The following is a 25,598-nucleotide window of genomic DNA, read 5'->3' as shown; positions in this document are numbered from 1 at the left end:
CCACGATGCGCCGGGGAGGTTGTCGGAAGGTTGCCGCGGCGAACCGGCCCGTCAGCCGCGCGGCGGGCGCCTCAAGCGCGAGGGCGGCTCAAGCGCGGCGGGCGGCTCAAGCGCGTAGGGCGGCGTCAATGCGGGCCGCTGTGATCCCGCGGCGGCCGTCGGACGGAGCCAGCAGCCGGTGCGCGTGCTGGTGGATCTCCAGGTCGTGCCGGTGCCGGTCGCCGTACTCCAGCGCGTGCTCGGGTGCGGGCGAGGCCAGGACCGCCTTGCGGACCGCGACCTCCAGGTAGTCGCGCCACCGCACGATGCCGGGGGCCTCGGACTCGGGCAGCAATGGGCCGGTGTAACGCTGTACGGCCGTCGCGGTGTCGCCGCGGGCCAGAGCGTCCAGCACGGTGGAGGCGTCACAGCTGACCGGCTCGGTCAGCACGTAGTGCCGCTGGGCCAGGGCTCCGCCGAGCGCGCTGCGCAGGTGAGAGACCTGCGCCTTCAGTGAGGAGACGGAGACGTGCCGGTCGCCGTGCAGAGCCTCGCGCAGCCGGTCGGGTGTGAAGCCGTCCGGCTCCAGCGCCAGCAGGGCGAGGATCTCCAGCTGCCGAGGGCGCAGCGGCAGGGCGGCGCCGTCCCGTACGACCCGTCCGCCGCCCAGGCACTCCAGCACGACGCGCGGTGCGGACAGGGCGGGCGACAGCACGGTGGGCGGCAACCGGGCCAACCGGTCCTCGATGCCCGCCACGAGCGTCCGCACGGTCGGCATCACCATCGGGTGCGCACGATCCCAGGTGCTGGACAGGTCGAGCACACCCAGCACCCGTCCGTCAGGAGCGCGCAGCGGCGCGGCATAGCAGACCCAGCCGTGCAGAGCCTCGACCAGATGCTCCGCCGAGAACACCGTGGCCGGGCGGCGGTCGCGCAGCGCGAGCGCGGGGGCGTTGGTGCCCATGGCGGTCTCGTCCCACCGGCCGCCCGGCGCGAAGTTGACCCGTTCGGCGCGGTGCCGCATGACCCGTCCGCCGTACGTCCACAGGATCGTGCCCTCGGCGTCGGTCACGGCCGCGACGAACCCCGCGTCGTCGGCGATGGAGCGCAGCTCGCCTGCCATCTCGCCGACGGGCCCGGCCAGCGCCGACGTGTGCCAACGCTCCGCCGCGTCGAGGTCGGCGGGCGCACAGTCGCGGTGCGGGTCGACCACGATCCGCGACCGGTCCCACGACGCGGCGATCTCGGCCCGCAGGTCCGGGTCACGCGGCCGCACCGGCGAGCCGTCTCCGTCCACCAGCCGACCCCACTCGCGGACCAGCCGCGTCCGCCGGTCACGCAGGCCGTGTGGCGCCATCGGCTTCCTCCCGCCCGGCGATCGTGCGGAGGCCGGACACGGCATCGTGGACGAGCTCGCGTGCGTATTCGGGCAGGCTGATCTCGGGGCGGATGGCTCCCTGCACGCGCACGGCCTCACCTCCCGCAGCGTGAACGGGTGATGCCCGCAGCATAGGTCGTGCAGGTGACAGTGGCCACACATCAGCTCGGACCGTTCCATCTCCATGCAATCCGCTGCGACCCTTGCCGCCTGTTCAGACCCGGCATGTGATCGGGCTTACCGTTCTCGTGCGTCCTGCCTGCGTCACTTTTCGGCCCAGTGATCCGGGCTCTCCAAGATCTCCAGAACGACGCTCGTCCAGTTGAAACCGCCTCCCACGCTGATCAGCATCACCCTGTCGCCCTGGTTGAGGCGGCCGGTCTCGGCGAGATGGCTCAGACCTCCGAAGTGATCGGCGGTCCCGCAGTGTCCGACGTCCATTCCCCAGTCCCACGTTGTGCGGTCGACGTCGAGGCCCAGGGGCCCGAGGCACTCCTTTTCGACGAGCTCCCGGCCGAAGCTGGGGACGACATAGCGGGCGGCGTCGCCGACCGCCATCCCGGCCTCTTCGGCCGCGCTGCTCGCCGAGGCGCACAGCCCACGGACCATGCGTTCGGCCACGTCGTCGGGGTCCATCTCGTCGTAGCACTCCAGGCTGCGCATCCACAGGCTGACCGGGAACTGGTCGGCGGCCGGGCCTGGCTGGAAGGGCTGGCTTCCGCGGTGCAGCGGTTCGAGCTCCGGCGCCGTCTCGGTGACCACCGATAGCACGCGCGCGAAGCCGCCGCGCCGCGAGAGCACGGCCGCGCTGGCGCCGTCGCCGAAGACCATGCCCATGTTGCTGGTCCAGCGGTTCCAGTACGGAGCTGTGAACTGGTCAGCGGCAGTGATCATCGCGGCCTGGGTCTCGGGGGTGGCTGCCAGGTACCGGGCTGCCAGTTCCATCGAACCAACGGAGCCGTTGGACAACTGCCGGACTTCGAAGGACAGGCCGGCGCCATCCAGGATCTCTTTCTGGAGGTACGAACCGATGTTCCAGCCGTCCAGGCCGTTGTAGCTGGTCGCCGCATGCAGGAGGAGGCCGACGTCGTCGGGTGCGTGCCTCGATCGGTCAAGCGCGATTCTGCCGGCTTGAACCGCCATCGTCGGAAGCGTGTCGTCCTCGCCGGCCATCGCGACGCATCGCTGACCCGTTTGTTCTTGTGCCTGCGTGCTGTAGTCGCCATTGGCGATTGCTTCGTCGACCGGTACGGCTTTCGGGAAGTAGCCGCCCACTCCTGCGATGTAGACATCGGGTCGCATCACGACCTCCCGTCGAAGACTCGCGCCAGGACAGCCTCATCCAGATCGAGCTGCCGTGCGGAGAACGACCGCAGGGCGTGTAGGTAGTGCTCGGTGATCGCTGCCTCGTCGAACTCGGGATGGTGCCCGCCGGACAGGCGAACCTTCCCGGCCACGATCACCGTGTCCACGTCGTTCGAGCCGCCCAGCGTCAAGAACGCCTCCAAGGGACGCGGATTGAGCAGGTAGCGCCAGTCGTCGGCCGGGATCAGGATGAGGTCGGCCTGCTTGCCTTTCTCCAGGCTGCCGATCTCGTCCGCCCAACGCAGCCCGCGCGCGGCGAGCCGGGTCGCCATCGCCAGCGCCTGGGTCGGCGGCAGGTGGCACGGGTCGGCGGCCATCTCGTTGTGCAGCTGCCATGCGGCAGTCATCGCCTCAGGCATACCGCCGATCGGAAGAGACGCCCCGTCGGTCGACAGTGACACGTCGAGCCCGGACCTCATCAGCTCGGGGATGGTCTTCGTCTCGCTCATGGTCGATTCGCCGGTGCTGCCGTACTTCGCCGGTGAGTGGCTGATGTGAGCGTTCGACGCCACCAGGCGCTTGCGCTCCTCGTGATCGGCGAACGCGCAGTGGATGGCCATCAGCCGCTCGGACAACAGGCCGAGGTCGTCCAGCCTGCGCACCGAGGTGGCGCCGTAGTAGGTCCGGACGGCCTCGGGTTCGTTGCGCAGCGCGCCGACATGGGTGAGGAACGGTGTGTCGTAGTGCTGCGCCAGGTCTCGCAACCCATGGCCGAGCTCGTCGGAGAGGTTGGTGACGTACAAGGCCGATGCGGCAGAGCGCACGAGGCCGCCAGGCTCGGCGGGATACCGCTGAAGGAGCTCTTCGGTGCGACTCAGCACCGCGTCGGCATCGCGGGTGCGGCGGTATTCGTTCTCACCGGGCGGACAGACGGCGTCGCTGGCCCATGTGGTGATCGAGGCGCGCATGCCGAGAGCCTGTGCGGCCGCGGCGATCCGGTCTGGCCGGTTCAGCGACCCGGCGTCGCCGACGGTGGTGGTGCCCGATCGAAGCTGCGTCCAGAGCGAGTAGCGGGCGATCGCGTCGGCCTCCTCCTCGGTCATGCCTTCGCTGACATGGGAGAACGAGTCGAAGGCGAGCGACAGCCGGGGGATGTCCCCGCCATGCGCCATGAACCCGGCTGCGTCGTCGCGATCGGAGGGATCGCGCAGCGCTCCCTTGAAGGGCAAGCGCAGCGCGAACATCTCGTGCCAGTGGGCGTTGACCAATCCGGGCAGGACGACCATGCCCTCGGCGTCCAGGCGCTGAATCCGGTCGCCGGCCTCCGCCGGCAACCGTGCGAGCGCGCCGGCCACCTCCACACGGTCGCCTACGGCGACGATCCGATCGTCCACGATGAGGACGGACCCTGAAGGGAGGATGGTGTGGTGCTCGTCGGCGGTGTAGACGAATCCGCCTTCGACGAGCAAGCCTGACGAGGTCACGGTGAAACCTCCGCATGCTCATCTTGGAGGCCTTCCAGATATCGCCACCAGCCGTCCACGGTGGGTTCGCGGACCAGTTCGCGGAAGACGACCGGCAGTCCCTGGCGGCGCCAGCCGTTCACGAGGGCCATCAGGTCGAGCGAGGTCAGACCGAGCTGGACGAGGTTGGTGTCTCCGGGAATCTGCGCCGGAGGCGAGTCGAGCCGTTCCGCCACGGCCTCCTGGACCGAGTCGCGGGTGATCATTTCAGGGCCTCCGTCCGCTGGTCCGCCGACTGGAGGATCTCGACGATGGCGCAGCCGGCCTCCATCCCGGGAGTGGCACCGAGGAGAAGGACATGGTCGCCCTCGCCGACCTGGCCGCTGGTCCAGAGGTGATGCAGTCCTGCGACCGCGTCGACTGCTCCGGCGTGTCCCATGCGGCGGGCGAATTCCCAGGTGCCGTGTTTGCCCTCGTCGATGCCGAGCGGGTCCATGTACATCTCGCGGAGGGCTTCGGCGGCGAAATGCACGTGCGCGACCCGGGTGATGTCGGACAGGGACATCCCGGCGTCGTTGAGAGCGGTGTCGACGGCGCCCCGGACCAGGTCACCCATGTGTCCCATCGGGGGAGTGACCCCGCTGGCCCACTGCTTGCGCCAGTACTCCATCCGCGTTTCGAGGTCCATCTTCTGCCCGAGCGTGATGCCGGGCGGGAAGAGCGTCTCGCCACCGCGATGGAGTTCCTCCATCTCGGGGTTCGACTGCGAAGCGGCGGCGACGATCCGGGCGAACCCGCCGTGTTTGGCCACGACCACAGCGGCACCACCGTCGCCAAGGATGAACCGCTTGGAGGAACGCCAGCGGTCCACCGCCGGCGTGGAAAAGTTGTCTCCCGAGGTGAGCAGCAGAGCCGTGCGATCGGGGACGGCACGCAGATAACAGGTGCCGAGCTGAATGCCCGCGAGCATGCCGTTGCATCCCTGGCGTAGCTCCATCGCCGGAACCGGCGTGTCCAGAGTCTTGCGGAGGACGTAGTGATGCGCCGACCACCCGTCCGGACCCTGGTAGTGCACATTGCTGTGAAAGAGCCCGGCGAAGTCATCGACCTCCAGGCCGGACATCTCGATCGCTTGCCGTGCGGCGTTGATCGCCATGTCGGGGGCGGGCGTCTCATCTGCGACGGTCACCGCCAGCATTCCACTGGCCTCCTGGTCGGCGGGGTCGTACCAGCCGCGCTCCACGGCCTGGTCAGTGCTGACCTGTTCGGGAACGTAGACCCCGATACCGGCCAGATACATGTCATCAATGCGCATGTCGGTACTCCCGGGTGTTGGTGTCGGAAGGTGGTTCGGGCTGTGCGGAGACAAGCTCGGCGAGCGACTCGCCCAAGATCGTGATGCCGTCCGTGCTCAGGACCGACTCGGCGTGGAACTGCATGGACCGGAAGCCGGGCCCGCGCAGGGCGTGCACCTGCCCGGTGTCGCCGTCGCGGCTGACCTCCACGGTGCCGCCGGCCGCGGGACTGATGAAGCGGTCGTGTTCGGCTCCGGCCATGAAGGTGTTGTAGAACCCGACCTGGGTCCGCCGTCCGAACAGCTCGATCTCACGCTGGAGGCCCTGGTTGGGCACATCCAGGCAGGACACCGTCAGCCCGAGTTCCCGGCACAGCACCTGGTGCCCGAGGCAGACGGCGAGGAAGGGCCGTCGTCGCCGCAGCAGATCCCCGATGAGGTGTCGTATCCGTCTCGTCTTCCTGGATCGGTCGTCGCAGGGGTCACCGGGACCCGGTCCAACGACGACGAGGTTGAAGTCTTCGGGCGTGTACGGCTCGTCGTAGGTGCGGATCGTGACCTCGAGCTGCAGCGCGCGGAGCTGATGCCCGATCATGGATGTGAAGGTGTCCTCCGCGTCCACGATGAGCGCCCGCTTCCCGGCCAGCCGGGATACCAGCGATGCTCTGGCGGGCACCTCCTGGCCCAGCCAGAAGCGTGCAAGTGTGTCGTTGCGCCGGCGTAGTGCTTTCTGGACGGCGGGATCGGCGCCGACGCAAGGAGTCTGAGGGCTTGGCGTGCTACCGGAGAGGTCGTCCTCCCCGCGGAACGCGTTGAGGATCGTGGCCGCCTTGGCTTCTGTCTCGGCCACTTCGGATCGCGGGTCGGAGTGGCGCACCAGCGTCGCGCCGACGCCGACGCGCAGCCGGCCATCGTCGTGAATGTCGGCGCAGCGGATGAGGATCGTGGAGTCCACCGTGGGGTCACCGGCGTCATCGATGCCGATCAGTGCCGCGACTCCGCTGTAGTAGCCACGGCCGAACGGCTCATGGCGGCTGATGGTCCGGCAGGCGTTCTCCAACGGGCTGCCGGTGACGGTGGGCGCGAACATCGTGGTTCGGAGAATGTCCTGAACAGAAGCCTTGCTATGACCGCTGAGCAGGTATTCCGTATGCGCCAACCGCGCCATTTCGCGTAGTCGCGGCCCATGCAGCCGCACTCCTGGATCACATATTCCCGCCATCATCTTCAGTTCTTCGTCAACCACCATGTAGAGCTCGTCGGCCTCTTTGCGATCAGTGAGGAAATCGAGGGTTTGGTCGACCGAAGGGCCGGACGGCCCGTACCGGTGGGTGCCGCTGATGGGATTCATGGTGACGGTGCGGCCTTGCAGACCGACGTGCTGTTCCGGGCTGGCTCCGACGAAGGTCCGGTCGCCGGTGTGGACGACGAAGGTCCAGTACGCCCCCGTCTCTTCGGCCAACAGCCTCCGGAAGACCGCGAGCGCCTGCGCCGGGGTGTAGTCGTCGAGGGTCGCCACGAACGACCTGTGGATGACGAAGTTCGAGCCCTGGCCGCTGCCGATCTCCTTGGCCTGGACGTCGCCGACGAGCTCGGCATAGCCGTCGTCGTCGATGTCGAAATGGCCATCTCGGAGGCGGACCGGTATTTGTGGCAACGACTCGACCATGTCGGCCGTGTACACGCAGTCCTGCTCGGCCACGGTAAGGACCCGGATCGGCTCGCCGTCATCGCGGCAGGCGAAGCCGCGTTCGGTGATCTGCCGGTACGGAATCAGCACGAGCATCTCGTGCCGGGACACGCCGCGCGACGGGCCTGCGGACGGGCCTGCAGACGGGCCAGCAGACGGGCCAGCAGACGGGAGGTCGGCCAGTTTCCTGACCGTGCATATAGTGCCGGTCAGGACGTCCACCCTCCCGGGATCGCTCGCCCGGCGGAGCAGAGCGAACGGGCCCGCGACGCCGGAGCCCAGGCGATCGATGAGGCTTCGAAGGTCCCTCGCCACGCGCACACCAATCCCTTCTCGTGGTCAGGAGAACGCTGTTCTCGACATTGGCAAAAGGGACGGCACGTCGCTACTGCACGTCTGTGTGGGTGAGGAACTTACTGATCACCGTGTACTACTCGAACGAGTAGTACCTCCGTTCTGCCAGGCGAACTAGATTTGCTGACCAAGCTCATTTATTCGTACTGCCTGGGAGGCCCATTGCCAGCGCGGCCAGCGACGGGAAATGGTCAGAACGCGGCTTATGAATCCCTGTCCGGTCTCGAGATAGCCCGATGGTTGCCACTGCCGGCTGCGCAGCAGCCCAAGTGGGATGACCCGGTGCAGGTCGCCAGGGCGCGTGCAGAGCTTGCCGAGATGCCGGGGCTGGTCGGCTTTGACGAGGTGAACCGCCTGCGGATGCTGCTCGCCGACGTGGCGTACGGGCGACGGCAGATCATTCAGGCCGGTGACTGTGCGGAGGACCCGAGCGAGTGCGCACCGGACGAGCTGATGCCCAAAATCTCGCTCCTGCACCAGCTCGCCACGGTGATGCGGTGGGGGACCGGCCTTCCGGTCGTGCACGTCGGACGGTTCGCCGGACAGTTCGGTAAGCCCCGGTCGACATCGGTAGAGCGCTTGGGCGATACAGAGATCCCGGTCTTTCGCGGGCACGCGATCAACAGTCCGCAGCCCGAGCCAGGCATGCGGCGGCCCGACCCGGTACGCCTGCTCACCTGCTACCACGCGGCTGCCTCAGCCATGACCTTCTTGAGGAATCAACCTCGCGACGGCGGCGAACCCAGCGTCTGGACCAGTCACGAGGCCCTGCTCCTGGACTATGAGCTGCCCCTGTTGAGGCGTCGGCTCGATGGCGCGTTGCTGTTGTCATCGACCCACTGGCCCTGGGTTGGGGACCGTACCCGGCAGCCCGACGGAGCGCATGTCAGGCTGCTGGCGAGCGTGGCCAATCCGGTCGCGTGCAAGGTAGGTCCGACCACCGAGGTGGACGAGCTCGTCGCACTGTGCGCGATCCTGGATCCGCTCCGCGAGCCGGGCAGGCTGTCCCTCATCGCACGGCTGGGAGCCGAGGACGTCTCCAGCCGTCTTCCAGATCTGGTGAACGCTGTGCGAGCGGCGGGTCATCCTGCCATCTGGCTGTGCGACCCGATGCACGCCAACACGGTGACGACCCCGGCCGGGCGCAAGACGAGATACCTCGAGCGGATCGTGAGCGAGGTCCGGCAGTTCACCGCGATCGTCGGCGCCGTCGGCGGCATCGTCGGCGGGCTCCACCTCGAAGCCACCCCCGCGCCGGTGACCGAATGCGTTCCGAACGATCAGTTCGTGGGCCGGGTGGACGTCTGCTACACGACCGCCTGCGATCCCAGACTCAACCCCGAACAAGCGGTCCAGGTGGCTGCCGCGTGGAACGCGGCGACGGCACGAGTGTCAGCACAGACCCCCGGGAGGCCGGAGTGACGACCGAGTCGGAGTTCGAGAACAAGCTGGCAATGGTGACCGGCGCGGCCGGTGGCATCGGGGTCGCGCTGATCGACGCCCTGGCCGATGCCGGTGCGTCCATCGCCGCGTTGGACTGTGATGGCGAGCGTCTGCGGCCCATTGTCAAACCCCTGCGCAAGAACGGGGTCAACATCATTCCCTATCAGGTGGATGTTTCCGACAGCCGCCAGGTGGACGACGTCGTCGATCGGGTCGAAGAAGAACTGGGCCAGATCGACTACCTGGTCAATGCGGCCGGTGTGCTGCATCCGGCACCGGTCCTGTCGCAGACCGACGACGCCTGGCGGGCGACGTTCGCGGTGAACAACGACGGTGTCTTCCACGTCTGCCGTGCCGTCGCCAAGAAGATGGTCGGCCGGGAGGGCGGGGCGATCGTCACCGTCGCGTCCAACGCGGGGACGGTTCCGCGCACCCACATGGCCGCCTACGCGGCCTCCAAGGCCGCCGCCATCGCGTTCACACGGTGCCTTGGCCTCGAGCTCGCCCCCTACAAGGTCCGCTGCAACATCGTCGCCCCGGGTTCCACTGATACTCCGATGCTCCACAGCCTCCATGCGAACGGCGACGCGATCAGCGCGGCGATAGCGGGTGATCCGGGAAACCACCGGATCGGCATTCCGCTCCGCAAGGTCGCCAGCCCGGCGGACGTGGCGGCTGCGGTCGTGTTCCTGCTGTCCGACCGGGCGGGACAGATCACTCTGCAGAACCTGTTCGTCGACGGCGGAGCCGCGCTAGGCGGCTGAAGCCACCTCGACCGGAGGTGCCAATAATGCCCATTCCCGAAATCCCGAGCTACCCGATGCCCCGTGCCCACGACGTACCAGAGAACACGGCACCATGGGCGGTTCGACCGGAGCGAGCGGTGCTGCTGATCCATGACATGCAGCGCTATTTCGTCCGGTTCTTCCCCCAGGGTGTTCCCCCAGTGACCGACCTGGTCCGCAACGTACGGCAGCTGCTTCAGGCATGCCGGGAGATGAACGTGCCAGTCGCCTACACCGCTCAGCCCGGATCGATGTCCGACGAACAACGGGGTTTGTTGAAGGACATCTGGGGTGCCGGGATGTCGGCCGATCCGGACCATCGGGCCATCATCGACGAACTGGCCCCGGCCCCTGGCGAACGAATCTTCACCAAGTGGCGCTACAGCGCCTTCCACAACAGCGATCTGCTCGACTACCTGGTCCGGGCCGGACGTGACCAGCTCGTCGTCTGCGGAATCTACGCACATGTGGGCTGCCTCATCACAGCATGCGACGCCTTCAGCCACGACATCGAGACCTTCCTCGTGGCGGACGCGATCGCCGACTTCACCGAGGAGTATCACCGTCTCGCGTTGTGGTACGCAGCCGAACGCTGTGCCGGGACCCCTCTGACCTCCGGCGTCCTCGCCTCGATCAACGATCGGCACCCTGCGGGTGTGGAAGGAGCCATCTCATGACGGAACCGATCGCGATCGTCGGGATGGGCTGCCGGTTGCCTGCCGGGATCGACTCGCCCGATGAACTCTGGGAGTTCCTCATGGCGAGCGGCGAGGCCACCGGCCCCGTTCCGGCCGGACGGTGGGAGCCGTACGAGGCGCGGTACGGGCCCGTGCTGCGGCAGGCGACCCGGCAAGGGTCTTTCATCAGCGACGCCGCCGGTTTCGACGCCGACTTCTTCGGAGTGACGCCGCGCGAGGCGGAAATGATGGACCCGCAGCAGCGCATCATGCTCGAAGTCACATGGCAGGCCCTGGAGGACGCCGGTATCCCGCCCTCGGGCTTGGCCGGCACCGATGTGGGAGTCTTCGCCGGCGTCGGCTCTGATGACTACGGACGCCAGATGCTCGAGGACCTGCCGAACATCGAAGCGTGGACCGGCATCGGCGCGGGCATGTGCGCCGTCGCCAACAGGGTCTCGTACATGCTGGACCTGCGCGGACCGAGCCTGGCCGTCGACACCGCCTGCTCGTCGTCCCTGGTCGCCATCCACCTGGCCTGCAACAGCCTCGCCGCAGGAGAGAGCACGCTGGCGATCGCAGGAGGCGTGCACCTGATAGCCGGACCCGGCCTCACCATGGTGCTCGACGCGGCCGGCGCGATCTCGCCAGACGGACGCTCCAAGTCCTTCGACGCCACCGCCGACGGATACGGGCGTGGAGAGGGCTGCGGCCTCTTGATCCTCAAGCGGCTGGCCGACGCGGAACGTGATGGCGACCGGGTCCTCGCCGTCATCCGGGGGAGCGCAGTCAATCAGGACGGGCGGACCAACGGCATCATGGCGCCCAGCGGCGAAGCCCAAGAGCATGTTGTGCGCCGTGCGCTGGACCGCGCCGGTGTCCGGCCTGACACGGTCGACTACGTCGAGGCACATGGAACCGGCACTCGCATGGGTGACCCGCTGGAAGCCGGGGCGCTGGGCGCCGTCTACGGCAGGCCGGGGACGGCGCGTCCCTGCCTGATCGGTTCGGTGAAGTCGAACATCGGTCACCTCGAAGCGGGAGCGGGAGTGGCCGGGGTCATCAAGGCGGTCATGTCGCTCCGTCACGGCGAACTGCCGCCCACCGTCAACTTCACGACGCCGAACCCGGCCATCGAGTGGGAACGGTGCGGCCTGGAGGTCGTGAAGGAGGCGCACCCATGGCCGACCGACCGGATGTCACGCCGCGCCGCAGTCTCGTCCTTCGGCTACGGCGGAACCGTCGCCCACCTCGTCCTGGAGCAGGCCACGGAGCAAGCCCGGACAGAGGACCGGGAAACCGCCCCTCCAGTGCCGATCTACGCGCTGTCCGGGGCTTCGCCGAAGGCCGTCCGCGCGAACGCGGAGCGGCTGGCTCACTGGCTTGCCGGTGACGGACGACGCCACGATCTTGCGGATGTGGCCCATACGCTGCTGACCCGGCGGACACACCTGCCGTACCGGGCGGCGGTGGTGACAGAGGACCGGTCGGAACTGGAGACGAGACTCGGCGAACTGACCGAAGAGGACGTGGTCCGTGCCAAGACCATCCCGCCGCAGGATCCGGTATGGGTCTTCTCCGGACACGGTTCCCAGTGGAGCGGCATGGGGCGCGAACTGCTGGCCGCCGAGCCGGTGTTCGCGGAGGTCATCGACGACATCGGGGAAGTGTTCGCCGAAGAGATCGGCTTCACCCCGCGGGACGTTCTGCAATCCGGGCACCTCGGCGGGGTCGACCGTGTTCAGCCGATGATCTTCGCGATGCAGCTCGGCCTGGCGGGGCTCTGGCGGTCGTACGGCGTCCGTCCCGCCGCGGTGATCGGGCACTCGGTCGGTGAGATCGCGGCGGCCGTCACCGCCGGGGTCCTCGACCGGCACGACGGTGCCCGGCTCATCTGCCGCAGGTCCAAACTGCTGCGCCGGGTGGCGGGCAAGGGTGCCATGGCGATGGTCTCGTTGCCGTTCGCAGAGGTCAGCGAGCAGCTCAACGGCCGCGCCGACGTGGTGCCCGCGATCTGGCCGTCTCCGAACTCGACGGTCATCTCCGGTGAAGTCGCCGGGGTCCAGGAGTTGAGCGACCGATGGAAGGCCGAAGGCGCCGTCGTCAAGCCTGTCGCGTCCGATGTCGCTTTCCACAGTCCTCAGATGGACGAACTCCTCGACGCGCTCGCCGCCGCAGCCGAAGACCTGCCCCCGGCCGAGCCCGTCCTGCCCTTCTACAGCACCGCGCTGGACGATCCGAGGGCACGGCCACGGCACGACGGCGGCTACTGGGCCGCCAACCTGCGCAACCCGGTGCGGCTCGCCGACGCCGTCTCAGCCGCCGTCGAAGACGGCCACCGGGTCTTCCTCGAGATCTCGGCTCACCCGGTCGTCGCACACTCGATCGGCGAGACCTTCGACGACGCGGCCGTACGGGACGGGACAGTCGCCACGACGTTGCGCCGTGACAAGCCCGAAAGAGAGACCTTCCTCGGAAGCCTCGCCGATCTGCACTGCCAGGGCGGCCAGGTCCGGTGGGAAGCCCGTGCAGCCGGTGAACTGGCCCCGTTGCCACTGATCGCCTGGCAGCATCGGCCCTTCTGGTACGTGCCGTCGGCCATGACCTCGGCATCGGTGCAGGGCCACGACGTGGACACCCACACGCTGCTCGGCAGGCCCATCGCCGTGGCAGGAGCACCGTCCCTGCGGGTCTGGGAAACGTATCTCGACCAGGACACGCGCCCCTACCCCGGCTCGCACCCCGTTCACGGCGTCGAGATCATGCCGGCGGCGGTGCTGTTCACGACCTTCCTGGAGGCCACGGGCGCGGATGCGCTGACCGACATCAGCCTGCGAACACCGGTCTTCGTGACACAGCCGCAGCAGATCCAGGTGGTCCATCAGGACGGCGTGGTCCGGCTGGCTTCCCGCACCCTCGCAGGCGAGGGCCGGGAGGGCGCCGGCGCCTCGTGGGTCACGCACACCACGGCTGCCGTCGGGACCGGGGGCGCATCGGCCGGTGGACGGTTCGATCTGGAGGGCGCTCTGTCGCGCCATCGAGATCGACGTGATCCCGGCTCTGTCCTGGCACGGCTCCATGAGATCGGTGTCGCCGACACTGGATTCCACTGGAAGGTCGAGCGCCTGGTCGCCGGACAGGGCGGCGTGCTCGCCACCGTGACCACGGACAACTCCACGTGGGCTTCACTGTTCGACGCGATCCTGACGGTGGTGCCGCTGGTGTTCCCTGGCGAACCGCAGCTGCGGATGCCGTCCTACCTTCGGCAACTCGCCGTCAGCGGTGAGCCGCCGGCGCGAGCCCTGGTGGAGGTGCGGTTGCGTGGCGACGACGTGGTCGACGTGACCGTGGCCGACCGCGCCGGACGGACGGTCGCCCGCATGGCTGGGCTGCGCTTCGCGTTGCTCGGCGGAGACCCGGGCAGCCCGAACGACCCCGCACGCCTGCTGCATCGCCTCGAATGGGAGCGGATCGAGGTGGAAAAGGCGTCGCAGGCGCAACGGCCAGTGACTCTGGTCGGCGGTACTGCCGACCTGGCCGACCGGCTGCTGCGCCACTTCCAGGATTCGGGCATCGATGTCACGAGGACGCTCGACCCCGCTGAGGTGACCACGACCGGCGCCGCCGACGTGATCATCCTGCCCGAGAACATCGGCGATGCGAACATCGCCGAGAACGCACTCCAGCAGACGTGGAGGTTGGCCCGCACAGCCCAACTGCTTGTCGAGGCCAACGCGGGATCGCGCCTCTGGACCGTGACCACGGACGTTCGCGAAGTCGCCGACGAGTCTGCCCTCGCCCAGGGGCCGTTGTGGGGGCTGGGGCGCATCATCGCCGGGGAGCACCCCGAAGTCTGGGGCGGCATGGTCGATCTTGATCGCGGACCCAGCGACAGCGATCTCGACATCCTCGCGAGTGTGGTGTCCACCCGGCCGGCAGAGGACGTGGTCAGCGTCCGGTCGGGGCAGGTTCAGGCGTGCCGGCTGATGCCCGTCACAGACGAGCCCAGCCGCCCTCCGCTGACCTGCCATCCGGACGGCACGTACGTGATCACGGGAGGGCTCGGCGTCCTCGGCCTGGAGATCGCCGGCTGGCTGGCCGGGCGCGGGGCGCGGCACCTGGTGCTGGTCGGGCGCACCGGCCTGCCGCCGCGGGATTCCTGGGACGACGCGACCGATCCCGCGGTGCGCCGCCGTACCGACGGTGTGCGTGCGCTCGAGGCCCTCGGCGTCAGCGTTCGCGTGCTCGCTCTGGACATCGCTGATCCAGAGCAGGCCCGGCAGCTGCGCGACAACGAGGCTCTGAATCTGCCACCGGTCCGAGGCGTGGTGCACGCAGCCGGCGTGCTCGACAACAGGCTGCTTCACGACCTGGACGAACAGTCCCTCCGTACGGTGATGCGCCCGAAGGCAGAGGGAGCGATGGCCCTGCACGAGACGTTCCCGCCGGGCACGCTCGACTTCCTCGTGTTCTTCTCCTCCAACGGCCTGCTGCTCGGCCTCACCGGTCAGGCCGGTTACGCCTCGGGCAATGCCTTCCTGGACGCGCTGGCCCGCCACCGGCGTGCCGACACGGTCAGCCTCGGCTGGACTTCGTGGCGGGGCATGGGCATGGCCGCCAACGACGCGGTCGACCAGGAACTGCGTGACCATGGCGTCGGTGACATCACCCCCGCCGAGGCCTTTCAGGCCTGGGAGGCCGCCGCGAGGCTGGACGAGCCCTACCTCGCGGTGATGCCGACCACGCCGATCGAGGCGGGGGCGCGGGTGCGGCCGATCCTGCGCCTTCTCGAGTTCGAACGTGCCGACGGCGGAGAGGTGAACGCGGCCGACCTGCTGGCCGGCCTGGATGCCGAGCAGGCCAGGGAGCGCCTGGTCGACGAGGTCGCCGCCCAGGTCAGCGCCGAGATCAAGCTGCCGGCTGCCGACCTGGACATCCGGCGCCCGCTGCCGGAACTGGGGCTTGATTCGGTGATGACGGTCGGCATCCGGCGGAGGCTGGAGAAGCGGCTGCGGATCGACATCCCGACGACCTTGCTGTGGACCCATCCGACCGTGACGGAGGTCGCCGCCTATCTCGCCGAGCAGTTGGCCGAGGCGGAGAAGGAGCTTCAGCCTCAATGAACCTGCCGAGCCAGCTCCACCCGCGAGCGGACGTTCAACTTACGGAACACGCCGCGCAAGTGGTAGTTGACCGTGTGCGGCGAAACCCGGATCCGGGTGGCGATCTGCTGGTTCGTCAGACCCTCGGCTGCCAGCTGTGCGACAGCCGTCTCCCGCTCGGTCAGCTTCGACCAGGGAGCCCGGCCCGCCCTCGACGGCTCCGCCGCGATGGGCGGGCCGGGCCCGTCGACGGGAGGCAGCGATTCCAGATCCATGGCGGCGCAGGCCGCCGCCCAGGTGTCCTGATGGTCGATCGCGGCACGAGCCAGCTGCGTCCGGCTGCCGTCGAGCAGCCCCCTGGCATGGGCGGCCGTGGTGGTCAGCACCGGGAATTGCGGGTGAGCGGCGGCGAGCTGGTCCGCCCGAGCGCCCGCCTGCTCCGCGAGGCCCCTGTCACCCCCGGCAAGGCTCAGCCTGACCAGGAAGGCGGCGGCCCCGGGCTCCTCGGCGAAGACGGCGGCCGAGTCGGTCACCCCTCTGAGCCGTCCGCGAAGCTGCCTGAGCGCCTCACGCGGTCCGTCCCTTTCTGCGATCAGCCGCAGCTCGATCCAGTCGTACTGGGGAGACGGCAAGGCTGCCGACGCCTCCTGTGCGGCGCGGTATTCGGCTATGTAGCCGGACGCGGACTGCAGATCCCCTTGGCGCAAGGCAATGCCCGCCAACGCGGCCAGAGCCCGCGCCGCCACGAGCGACGCTCCTGCCTCGCGGCAGAGCGTGATGGCTGTGCTCGCCCGCTCAGCGGCGGCGGCCAACTGGCCGTCGCGCAGGAGCATGTGCGCATGTTTGGTCTCGAACAGCCCGGCGTGTGCGTGGAACATGTCGGCTTCGATGGTCCGCATGGCTCGACGCAATGCTGACCCGGCAGCGTCTGAGTGTCCGACCGCCACGAGCTTGTCGATGTCGCTGAGCCAGGGGAGCAGCAGCCAGGCCGACGGTGTCCCGCTCGCCTCTTCAGCCGCCTCGCAAGCCAGCCGCAGCCCATCACTGAGCTTTCCATCATTCCAGCAGAGATCGGCTCGCACGATCTTCGCCGCGGTCTCTGCCGCCTTGGCGGACCTGCAGCGGTCGTCCAGAGCGCTCGGCGGATGCTTGGCAGCCTGGGGCCCACTCTGGACGTGCTGCGCAAGCAACTGGGCAGCACGAGCCTGGTCGAGCACGGCCGGTCGAGCCGCGCCGGCTTTGAGTACACGCCCGGCCAGATCACGCGCTTCCCCTGGCCGGCCCGACCACAGCAGCACGTGCGCCGCAACGCATCCGATCTCTGCGTCCACTGGCTGAGAGCCACCGCTGCCCAGCAATTCAGCGACAACCGCTTCGGCTGCCGCGGGGCCTTTACGGAGCGCGAGCCCGCGAACGACGGCCGGGGCCTTCTCCGGTGCGTAGTCACGCAGGATCTCGCCGAGGGTCGGAGTGACGACCACGGGTGGGCCGGCGCCGCCGCCGAGCATGCGGTCGATATCGGAGCGCAGCGCATGGACAACGGCCGAGGGGGTCTGCTCCAACACGCGCCGGCGCGTTGCCGGATCGCTGAACACAAGGCATTCCCCCTGGTCGCGGAGCACGCCGTTGCGCAGTGCCTCGTCCACCACGGGGGAGAGCGTGGCGGCCGTCTCCTGGAGCAGATGGGCGACGTCACTGATGCGAAACGCGAGCCCCAGCATCGCTGCCACGCGCAGCAGCTGGCGCCCGCGTTCCGACAGATCCTCCTGTCTTTCACGCCGCTGCCCGGAACGCGGATTTTCGCTGTGGATCGGCATCGCCAGGTCCCCGTGTTTCCTACGAGCGGTGCATGCAGTCGGCCCGGTGCTCATTCACCCGGGTGAGGAGTTGGGTGCGCAGACCGGGATCGGCTGCTGCCTGCTCCACGAAGCGCGCGACGGCCTCCTCGCCGTGGGCCTTGAGGACGCGCCGCACGTCCAGGCCTACCGGGTCGCCGCAGGTGGGCCGGTACATATAGGCGCGGCCGCTCTTCCGCCGGACGACGGCTCCCTTTTCGATGAGGCGCTTGAGTACGGTCATGACCGTCGGATAGGCGATTGGCTCGTGGCGGGTCCGGTTGAATTGATCGAGGACTTCTTGCCCCCGCAGTTCTTGGTCGGTCGACCAGAGAACGTGGAGAATTGCTTTCTCAAGAGATCCCCGCACTCTCTTCACCTCCAGTGGTAATGGTTCTGTCTGTGCGGCGCCATCTACCTTACGGGGGGAGGGGACAGGGTTAGAAGCCTTGCTGCACAAGTCTTCCCGGACCCCCACGGGGCATATGTATGCCATGAGTGCGTGGCGCCGGTACCCGCTCAGAAGCGAGCTAAACCGACCCACTCTGGAACGATCTCGGTGACCAAGATCGAACAATTCTAGCCTTCTCCTACGCACTGTAGGTGCCTTGGCACAGTCTGTTAGTGCGACATATTTGTAGAAGTTGAGTCACTGGTTTGCCGGTGTTAGCTTGGCGGTTATCGGCCAAATTGATATCACGCTTGCCCGGTCATGGAGGGTGGCAATATGCGCATTAACCAGTATGCGCGCAAGCCATTGCGGGACGACTCTGCGATCTTTGCCGAGGTGCTGGACGAGGTGATCCGCGAGGTGCCCTACAGCAGCGCCGGTTCGCTCCAGCAGTTCTACGGGAGTGAGCCGCTCGAGTGGCGGTGGGGGCGTGGGTGCGGCTGGCAGGCGTTCGAGGTCGCCAGGCGGGTCGAAGAGCGAGGTGGTGCCACCGCGACGTTCATGGTCTCGGGCGGCCACGTGCCCGCTCTCTACGTCGACTCCGCCGCCATCACGGTGCTCGATCCGTACATGCCCCATGTCGCTCCGTTGCGCTTGGAACGAGCCGATGCCGTCGATTCGGTGGTGCGGGCGGAGGTGGACGCCTATCCGATCAGGGAGGGCCGGAACGGCGAGCCCGCTCCGTCGCGGCTGCGTGGCACCTGGTGGACGCTGGATGGATCGCTGCGCCTGGAGTACCTGCGGTACGGACCTTGCCGCGAGGACTACGCGCCCTATCGGGCCTACACCTTCCGCCCGGGGTCCATGCTGCCGGTGCCGCCTCCTGACGGGCTGATGCGCCGGATCCTGGTCTCGCCGATGCAGAACAACCTCTCCATCAGGACCGTCCATCGCGACGACCGCAAGATGCGCGAAGTCGTGTTGCCCTTCCCCGGCCGCCCGCGGGACCAGCTCGTCGATCGCTCGCACCTGATCACCAAGGACAACCAGGGAGCGGTCAGCCCGTACGGCAGCGCGGGCTTCGACCGGGACCTGGAACCGATGGCCGACACGATCGGCTGCGCTCCGGCGGACCTCATCGAATTCGTCATGGACTCGGCGGCCCTGTACGACAAGGCCGCGCCGCTCGATCGCGTCTGGCCGGAGTATTCGGCGGTGAGCGAATGAGCGCCGCGCAGTCGTTCTTCCTCGCCGGAGTCATGCAAGGGGCCCGGAGCGGAGCCGCCTATGCCGACCAGGGTTATCGAGCGGCCCTGCGCACCGAGATCGCCCGATACCGGCCCGACGCCGTGGTCCATGATCCGTTCGACCTGATGCGCGACTGGATCGGCGCCCAGGAGGACATGATCCGCCGGGAACACGCCGAGCTCGCTGATCGGCCGATCGTCCAACGGGACAAGGCAGGGCCGGGCCTTGCCGCTCTCATCGACACCTTCCATCGCCTCGCCCGGACCGCTGCCGCCAGCGACGTATGCGTGGCCTGGCTGCCCGAGCACGAGCCGAGCATGGGAACGGCGGTCGAGATGCACAGCGCCTGCCTGGCGGGGCGGACGGTCGTCGCGATCACGGAGATGCGCCAGAACCTGGCCGTGCTCGCGTGCACGTCCCTGATCCTGCCCGATCTGGAGGCTTTCGGGGACTGGCTCGCCCATGGGGGTGATCGCCGATGACGCTCCGCGAAGCATGTGGCGTGGCCGGAGCCTGGGGCGGCGACGACCCGGCTGTCCTCGTGCGATCCATGCTCATCGCCTTGCAGCATCGGGGCCAGGAGGCAGCGGGGATCGCGGTGATGGACCAGGGTCGTCTCATCAAGCGGGTGGGACCCGGGACCGTTCCCGAAGCCTTCCCTGACGAACGGCTGCCGAGGGGAGCAGGGTCCCTCGGCCATGTTCGCTATGCGACCTCGGGGAACGGACGCGAGGGCGGCCAGCCCATCATCGTCGGCGACTCGGACGGTCCGGGCCGTCCGGTGGCCGTGGCGCACAACGGCACGCTCGTGGAACCGCACGCGTCCGCGCGAGAGCTCGGGGTCGCCGTACCCGACGAGCTCACCGACACGGAGGTGATGGCACGGCTCCTGCACGCCGCGATGGCCGACGGACTGCGATCGCTGCCCACCGCGGCCCGCGAGGCCCTGCCGGAACTCGTCGGCGCGTACTCGATGGTGCTCTCCGACGGAGAACGCCTGATCGGCGTGCGAGACCCGCAAGGCTTCCATCCTCTGTGCCTGGGCAAGCTCGGCGAGACGTGGTTGCTGGCATCCGAACCGGCCGCGGTCCGGGCTGTGGGCGGCGCACCCGTGCGCGACCTGGGACCCGGTGAACTGCTGGAAGTCAGCGCACACGGCGTGCAGAGCGACAGGCTCCCCGGGGCAGGGACGCGAACCGCGCGATGCCTCTTCGAGTATGTCTACTTCGCCCGGACCGACTCCGAGTTCGGTGGCCTGGACGTGTACGAGGCCCGCCATCGGGCTGGTCGTGCGCTGGGCCAGGACGCACCACCGCCCGGAGACGCCGTCGTCGTCGCGGCTCCGGAAACGGCCCGGGTCGCAGCCGACGGGTACGCGTTCGAGACCGGACTGCCCATCGTGCAAGGACTGGTCCGCCACCCCGGTGCCGGCCGATCGTTCATCACCAGGGGCCAGGCGGCGCGCGAGCACGCGATCCGGCGGAAACTCGCCGCCGTCCACGCGGCCGTCGCCGGACGCAACGTCGTGCTCGTGGACGATTCGATCGTACGCGGGACCACCATGTCCTCGCTCGTGGAGATGCTGCGTGAGGCCGGAGCCCGTGAAGTCCACGTGCGTATCGCCTCACCGCCTTACCGCTGGCCGTGCTTCTACGGGATGGACACCGGACGGCGGGCCGAGCTGCTGGCGGCCAATGTGTCACTCGACGAGCTGGATGCCCGGCTGGGCTGCGACAGCCTCGCCTTCCTCACCCTCGACCGGCTCCTGAACGCCGTCGGCGGAGACCCGGCCGAGTACTGCAACGCCTGTTTCACAGGCCGCTACCCGACCGACGTTCCGGTGGCGGCAAGGGAGACCTCATGACCCAGGTCGATTATCAGGAGACACGCGCCTCCCGCTGGATGGCGCGCAACTACGATCGCATCGCCGCAACGGCCGAACGCGCCATCACCCCTATCAGGGCTGACCTGCTGGGTCCTGTCACGGGGCGTGTTCTGGAGGTGGGCGCAGGAACCGGCGAGAACCTCGCGCACTACCGGTCGGCGGCTGAGGTCGTGGCGGTCGAGCCGTCACCCACGATGCGAGGCCGGCTGCACGACAAGCTCGACGACTCCTCCTCGCCGATAGAGGTCGTCGACGCGGTCGGTGAGCGGCTGCCCTTCCCTGACGGGTCCTTCGACGCGGTCGTGTGCACGCTCGTGCTGTGCATGGTCCCTGACCTTGACGGCACCCTCACCGAAATCAGGCGGGTGCTCAAGCCCGGTGGCCGGCTGGTGTTCTTCGAGCATGTGCGCGGCGAGGGACTGCGCGGCTCGATCCAGGACCTGCTCACCCCGCTCATGCGGCGGTTGCTGTTCGGCTGCCGTCCCAACCGGCGGACGTTGGAGCGGATGCGGAGCCTCGGCTTCGAGCTCTGCGTCTCGCACTACCAGGTTCGTCCATGGCCTCGGCCACCAGCCAGTTCCCCCTATTTCGGCGGTGTGGCGACTCTGCGAGGAGCGAAGGAGGCCAAGTCATGAACAGGATTGACTGGGACGGCGGCCTCGCCGGAACAGTGCACGACAGGGCACTGGCCAGGCCGAACCAGATCGCCATGTCCTTCGTCGACCATTCCGGTGGTGGTGATGGCCGTCTGGAGCCGCTGACCTACGGCGACCTGGACACCAGGGTCCGCACACTCGGGAACGCGCTGCGTGGAACCGTGGCGCCGGGCAGCCGTGTGGCGATCCTGTGCCCGACCGGCCCGGAGTACGTCACGAGCTTCCTGGCCTGCCTGTACTCCGGTGTGATCGCGGTGCCCCTCTTCATGCCCGAGGCCTTCCGGCACGGTGACCGTCTTGCGCTTGCCATCGCCGACGCCCAATGCGAGGCGGCCATCACGGTCAAGCCGGCGGGCCGTACGCCTGAGGAGCTGGGTCTCGACGACTCCCTCCGACTGATCCACGCGGACGAGTTCGAGCTCGATGCGGCCGCTCCGTGGAAACCGCTGGCACCCCGCGACACGACGGCCTACCTGCAGTACACCTCGGGTTCGACCCGCCATCCGGCCGGCGTACGGGTGACCCATCGCAACATGGAGGTGGCGGTCGACCAGCTGGCGAGCCGGTTCGGCATCACCCCGGCCTCATCGCTCGTCAGCTGGCTGCCGTTCTTCCACGACATGGGACTCGTGTACGCCATCACGTTGCCGCTGGCGATCGGCATGCCGGCTGTGCACATGACTCCGTTCGCCTTTGTCCAGCAGCCGAGGCGCTGGCTGGATCTGATCAGCCGGCATGGCGCGACGCACACGGTCAGTCCCAACTTCGGGCTCGACCTGTGCGTCGACCGGATACCCGCGGACCGGCGGGCCGGGCTCGACCTTTCCCGGCTGCGGTGCCTGACCAACGGCTCAGAACCCGTCCGGGCCCGCTCGCTGGAGCGCTTCACCGAGGCGTACGCGCCGTACGGCTTCCGGGCCGCAGCGCACACGCCCGCGTACGGCCTTGCCGAGGCCACCTTGATGGTCGCCGGCAACGGGCCCGACCGCGAACCGCTGGTCGCGGCGTTCGACCGCGCAGAGCTGGGTGCCGGCAGGGTGCGCCGCACCGCGGCGGACGATCCTGACGGGCACACCATGGTGGGCTGCGGTGCGGCCGCCTGGCAGGACGTGTGGATCGTGGACCCCGCGACCGGCCAGACCCTGGCACCGGACCGCGTTGGTGAGATCTGGGTTCGGGGAGGCAACGTCTGCGACGGTTATTGGAACGATCGTGAACGAACCGGCGAGGTGTTCGGCGCACGCCTCGACGGTGAATCCGGCTGGCTGCGTACCGGGGACCTCGGGTTCTTCTACGGAGAGTCGCTGTTCATCACCGGGCGGCTCAAGGATCTCATCATCGTCGACGGCCGCAACCACCATCCGGTCGATATCGAGTCGACCGTCGAGGACCACAGCCAGGCGGTCCGCAGCGGCCATGTGGTGGCGTTCGGGATCGACACCGGCGCCGAAGAGCAGGTGGTCATCGTCGCGGAGGTGCGGCCGGACACCACGGGGGAGCTGGACGCGCAGCACGCCCGGCTCCGCCGGGCGGTGGTGTCCCGGCATGACGTCGATGTTCACGACGTCGTCTTCGTCAGGCGCGGAACCCTTCCCAAGACCTCCAGCGGCAAGCTCCGGCGCGGCACCTGCCGCGAGATGTACCGGACGGGCCGGCTGGCAGCGCGTCGGGTGTGAGGAGGACACGATGGATCTGCGCACCTGGCTGGTGGAACGAGTGGCCTCGTATGCCGCGGCCAGTCCTGCCGAGGTAGATGTGGACCGGCCATTCGATGAGTACGGCCTGCGCTCCCGTGACGCTGTCGCGATCTCGGGCGAGCTGGCGGATCATCTCGGCCGCGACATTCCCGACACGATGCTCTGGGAGCACCCCACGATACGGCTGCTCTCCGCCCATCTTGAGGGCGAGGAAGCGGCCTCACCCGGCTTGCCGGCGCGCCCGGGGCCAGCAGGAGATCAGGGTGACCAGGGAGCCATCGCAGTCATCGGCATCGGCTGCCGGTTGCCGGGCGGGATCGGCTCTCCGGCCGACCTGTGGAGCTTCCTGTGCGCGGGCGGAGATGCGATCAGCGAGGTGCCGGCGGAGCGCTGGGCAGGCTACCGGAGCCGATCGGCAGCGGCAGCGGCGGTCGTGGACAGGACCACGCCCTTCGGCGGCTACCTCGACGACGTCACCGGCTTCGACGCACGCTTCTTCGGGATCGCTCCGGCCGAGGCCGCGGAAATGGATCCGCAGCAGCGCATCTTCCTCGAAGTGGCCTGGGAGGCGCTGGAGCACGCGGGCATCCCGCCCGAGCTTCTCGCCGGCGACCGGAGCGGTGTCTTCGTGGGCGCGTGCGGCGACGACTTCGGGCGGCAGCGCTTGGAGGAGTTGCCGGACGTCAATGGTTGGACGCTCACTGGATCGGCACCGGGCGTCATCGCCAACCGCCTGTCCTACCTGCTCGATCTGCGCGGACCGAGCCTGACCATCGACACCGCGTGTTCTTCATCGCTGGTGGCGCTGCACGCAGCCAGGCAGAACCTGTTGTCGGGGGACTGCGACCTGGCGATCGTCGGCGGCGTCAATCTGTTGTTGTCGCCAGGTCCGACGGCAGGCTTTGACCAGTCCGGCGCGATGGCAGCCGACGGCCGCTGCAAACCCTTCGACGCCGACGCAGACGGTTATGTGCGCAGCGAGGGCTGCGGGGTGATCGTGGCCAAGCGGCTCGCCGATGCTGCCCGTGACGGTGACCGGGTGCTCGCCGTGATCCGCGGATCAGCGGTCAACCAGGACGGCAGATCGAACGGTCTGATGGCTCCCAGCCCCGGTGCACAGCAGGATCTGCTGCGACGCGCCTACGCCGCTGCGGAAGTCGATCCGATGGAGGTCGGCTATGTCGAAGCCCACGGAACCGGCACCCCGCTCGGCGATCCGATCGAGGCGTCGGCCCTGGGAACGGTGCTCGGCGGGTGCCGTCCGGCGGAGGATCCGCTGCTGATCGGGTCGATCAAGTCCAACCTCGGGCATCTTGAGGCGGCGGCGGGCATCGCCGGGCTGATCAAGGTGGTGCTGGCACTGCACCACGGCCGGATCCCGGCGACCATCCACCACGCCGAGCCCAATCCCCGGATCAGCCTGCCGGATCTCGGCCTCCAGGTGCCCACCGAAGTGACCGGATGGCCCGTCAACGGGCGTTCACGCCTGGCCGGGGTCAGTTCCTTCGGATTCGGCGGCACCAACGCCCACGCCGTCCTTGAGAACTTCTGCTGAAGGCGAGGCATGACATGAAATTCGGCGTACTGACGCTTGGCGGCGGCGCACCGGCCGAGGTGGCAGAGCTCGGCCGGGCGCTCGAGGAACGAGCCTTCGACTCGATCTTCGTGCCGGAGCACACCCACGTGCCGGTCGACATCCAGACGCCCTTCCCCACCGGGATGAAGGTGGTGCCTGAGGCGATGCAGGGGCTCGACCAGTTCGTGATGCTGGCGGCCATGGCCGCCGGCACGTCGCGGCTCCTGCTGGGAACCGGAATCTGCGAGGTGCCGCTACGCGACCCGATCATTCTGGCCAAGACCGTGGCCAGCCTGGACGTGGTGTCGGGCGGGCGATTCCTGTTCGGTGCAGGGGCAGGCTGGATGCGGGAGGAGATGCTCAACCATGGGGTCGATCCCCGCACCCGGATGGGGCGGCTGAGCGACTACCTGGGCGCCATGAAGCAGATCTGGACCGAGCACGAGGCGTCGTACTCCGGCGAGTACGTCAAGTTCGACCCGATCGTCTCCCTTCCCAAGCCCGTGCGGAAACCGCATCCTCCGATCCTGCTGGGTGTCGACGGGCCCAGCGCGATCGACCGTGTGCTCGACCTGGAAGCCGAGTGGATGCCGTGGCTGGCCCGGGAGGGGGACGGCCTGGCCGACCGCATCGAGGAGCTGAACGAGCGCGCCGCGGAAGCGGGGCGCGGTCCGGTCCCCGTCACGCTGGTCGGCGCCGGGGCCGACGAGGAAGAGATCGCCTACTACACCGAGATCGGGGTCAGCCGTTGCCTGTTCGTGCTGCCCTCGCTCGACCGGGTGGAGACCCTCGACCTGCTCGACTGGTATGTGGACGTGATCAAGAGTGTTCCCTGAATCG

20 protein-coding genes are annotated in these 25,598 nt (G+C 68.5%); 11 read left to right on the top strand and 9 right to left on the bottom strand.

The window, feature by feature from the left end; translation table 11 throughout:
- Positions 1 to 106 precede the first annotated feature (106 nt).
- From F8566_RS22525 to F8566_RS22500, 7 genes are all read right to left on the bottom strand, one after another.
- Positions 107 to 1,336: a GAF domain-containing protein gene (locus F8566_RS22525; protein WP_151562936.1), complete on the bottom strand. Its 1,230-nt coding sequence runs from the start codon at positions 1,334 to 1,336 to the stop codon at positions 107 to 109.
- A complete protein-coding gene (locus F8566_RS52325) occupies positions 1,314 to 1,448 on the bottom strand; it encodes a hypothetical protein (protein WP_264159384.1) in 135 nt (44 codons plus the stop codon). The genes F8566_RS22525 and F8566_RS52325 overlap by 23 nt, the downstream gene beginning before the upstream one ends.
- Before the next feature lie 173 nt (positions 1,449 to 1,621).
- Positions 1,622 to 2,659, bottom strand: a complete 1,038-nt coding sequence (locus tag F8566_RS22520) for a ketoacyl-ACP synthase III family protein (protein WP_151562934.1) — start codon at positions 2,657 to 2,659, stop codon at positions 1,622 to 1,624.
- The gene (locus F8566_RS22515) at positions 2,659 to 4,146 is read right to left on the bottom strand and encodes an amidohydrolase family protein (RefSeq protein ID WP_151562932.1); all 1,488 of its coding nucleotides are present in this window, start codon (positions 4,144 to 4,146) and stop codon (positions 2,659 to 2,661) included. Before F8566_RS22515 ends, F8566_RS22520 begins: the two co-directional genes overlap by 1 nt.
- Entirely contained in the window at positions 4,143 to 4,391 is a 249-nt protein-coding gene (locus F8566_RS22510) for a phosphopantetheine-binding protein (RefSeq protein WP_151562930.1), read from the bottom strand. The genes F8566_RS22515 and F8566_RS22510 overlap by 4 nt, the downstream gene beginning before the upstream one ends.
- A complete protein-coding gene (locus F8566_RS22505; protein WP_151562928.1) occupies positions 4,388 to 5,440 on the bottom strand; it encodes a ketoacyl-ACP synthase III family protein in 1,053 nt (350 codons plus the stop codon). Before F8566_RS22505 ends, F8566_RS22510 begins: the two co-directional genes overlap by 4 nt.
- Positions 5,430 to 7,424, bottom strand: coding sequence for an anthranilate synthase family protein (locus F8566_RS22500; RefSeq protein WP_192809808.1), 1,995 nt, complete (start codon positions 7,422 to 7,424; stop codon positions 5,430 to 5,432). The genes F8566_RS22505 and F8566_RS22500 overlap by 11 nt, the downstream gene beginning before the upstream one ends.
- A gap of 279 nt (positions 7,425 to 7,703) precedes the next feature.
- On the opposite strand from F8566_RS22500, the gene F8566_RS22495 reads away from it, so the two are divergent.
- Genes F8566_RS22495 through F8566_RS22480 form a run of 4 tightly spaced genes read left to right on the top strand, consistent with a single transcriptional unit; the run spans position 7,704 to position 15,491 of the window.
- Entirely contained in the window at positions 7,704 to 8,885 is a 1,182-nt protein-coding gene (locus tag F8566_RS22495) for a 3-deoxy-7-phosphoheptulonate synthase (RefSeq protein ID WP_264159383.1), read from the top strand.
- The gene (locus F8566_RS22490) at positions 8,882 to 9,670 is read left to right on the top strand and encodes a 2,3-dihydro-2,3-dihydroxybenzoate dehydrogenase (RefSeq protein WP_318836432.1); all 789 of its coding nucleotides are present in this window, start codon (positions 8,882 to 8,884) and stop codon (positions 9,668 to 9,670) included. The genes F8566_RS22495 and F8566_RS22490 overlap by 4 nt, the downstream gene beginning before the upstream one ends.
- A gap of 26 nt (positions 9,671 to 9,696) precedes the next feature.
- On the top strand, positions 9,697 to 10,368 hold the full coding sequence (locus F8566_RS22485) for an isochorismatase family protein (protein WP_151562922.1): 672 nt from the start codon (positions 9,697 to 9,699) through the stop codon (positions 10,366 to 10,368).
- A complete protein-coding gene (locus tag F8566_RS22480) occupies positions 10,365 to 15,491 on the top strand; it encodes a type I polyketide synthase (protein ID WP_151562920.1) in 5,127 nt (1,708 codons plus the stop codon). Before F8566_RS22485 ends, F8566_RS22480 begins: the two co-directional genes overlap by 4 nt.
- Here the strand turns inward: F8566_RS22480 and F8566_RS22475 are convergent.
- Both F8566_RS22475 and F8566_RS50050 read right to left on the bottom strand, forming a co-directional pair.
- The gene (locus F8566_RS22475) at positions 15,485 to 17,287 is read right to left on the bottom strand and encodes a helix-turn-helix transcriptional regulator (protein WP_151562918.1); all 1,803 of its coding nucleotides are present in this window, start codon (positions 17,285 to 17,287) and stop codon (positions 15,485 to 15,487) included. The two genes, F8566_RS22480 and F8566_RS22475, sit on opposite strands and share 7 nt — an antisense overlap.
- A gap of 19 nt (positions 17,288 to 17,306) precedes the next feature.
- Positions 17,307 to 17,801 carry a BlaI/MecI/CopY family transcriptional regulator gene (locus tag F8566_RS50050; protein WP_225993429.1) on the bottom strand — a complete coding sequence of 165 codons (495 nt, stop codon included), beginning with the start codon at positions 17,799 to 17,801 and terminating at the stop codon, positions 17,307 to 17,309.
- Between the two features lie 231 nt (positions 17,802 to 18,032).
- Here F8566_RS50050 and F8566_RS22465 point away from each other — a divergent pair, with 231 nt between their 5' ends.
- From F8566_RS22465 to F8566_RS22435, 7 genes are read left to right on the top strand one after another with little or no spacing between them, the layout of a single operon-like run.
- Positions 18,033 to 18,923, top strand: coding sequence for a hypothetical protein (locus tag F8566_RS22465; RefSeq protein WP_151562913.1), 891 nt, complete (start codon positions 18,033 to 18,035; stop codon positions 18,921 to 18,923).
- Complete coding sequence (locus F8566_RS22460; protein WP_151562911.1) at positions 18,920 to 19,426, top strand: hypothetical protein; 507 nt, start codon at positions 18,920 to 18,922, stop codon at positions 19,424 to 19,426. The genes F8566_RS22465 and F8566_RS22460 overlap by 4 nt, the downstream gene beginning before the upstream one ends.
- On the top strand, positions 19,423 to 20,808 hold the full coding sequence (gene purF / locus F8566_RS22455) for an amidophosphoribosyltransferase (RefSeq protein WP_151562909.1): 1,386 nt from the start codon (positions 19,423 to 19,425) through the stop codon (positions 20,806 to 20,808). Before F8566_RS22460 ends, purF begins: the two co-directional genes overlap by 4 nt.
- Positions 20,805 to 21,464 carry a class I SAM-dependent methyltransferase gene (locus F8566_RS22450; RefSeq protein ID WP_151562906.1) on the top strand — a complete coding sequence of 220 codons (660 nt, stop codon included), beginning with the start codon at positions 20,805 to 20,807 and terminating at the stop codon, positions 21,462 to 21,464. Before purF ends, F8566_RS22450 begins: the two co-directional genes overlap by 4 nt.
- On the top strand, positions 21,461 to 23,161 hold the full coding sequence (locus F8566_RS22445; protein WP_192809806.1) for a fatty acyl-AMP ligase: 1,701 nt from the start codon (positions 21,461 to 21,463) through the stop codon (positions 23,159 to 23,161). The genes F8566_RS22450 and F8566_RS22445 overlap by 4 nt, the downstream gene beginning before the upstream one ends.
- A 10-nt stretch (positions 23,162 to 23,171) precedes the next feature.
- Positions 23,172 to 24,737, top strand: a complete 1,566-nt coding sequence (locus tag F8566_RS22440; RefSeq protein WP_151562901.1) for a type I polyketide synthase — start codon at positions 23,172 to 23,174, stop codon at positions 24,735 to 24,737.
- A gap of 14 nt (positions 24,738 to 24,751) precedes the next feature.
- Entirely contained in the window at positions 24,752 to 25,594 is an 843-nt protein-coding gene (locus F8566_RS22435; protein ID WP_151562899.1) for an LLM class F420-dependent oxidoreductase, read from the top strand.
- The last annotated feature ends 4 nt before the right edge of the window (positions 25,595 to 25,598 follow it).

Source organism: Actinomadura rudentiformis, from assembly GCF_008923185.1.
Lineage (GTDB): Bacteria > Actinomycetota > Actinomycetes > Streptosporangiales > Streptosporangiaceae > Spirillospora > Spirillospora rudentiformis.
Note: the sequence above shows the minus strand (reverse complement) of the source record. Positions and strands in the feature narration are given on the sequence as shown.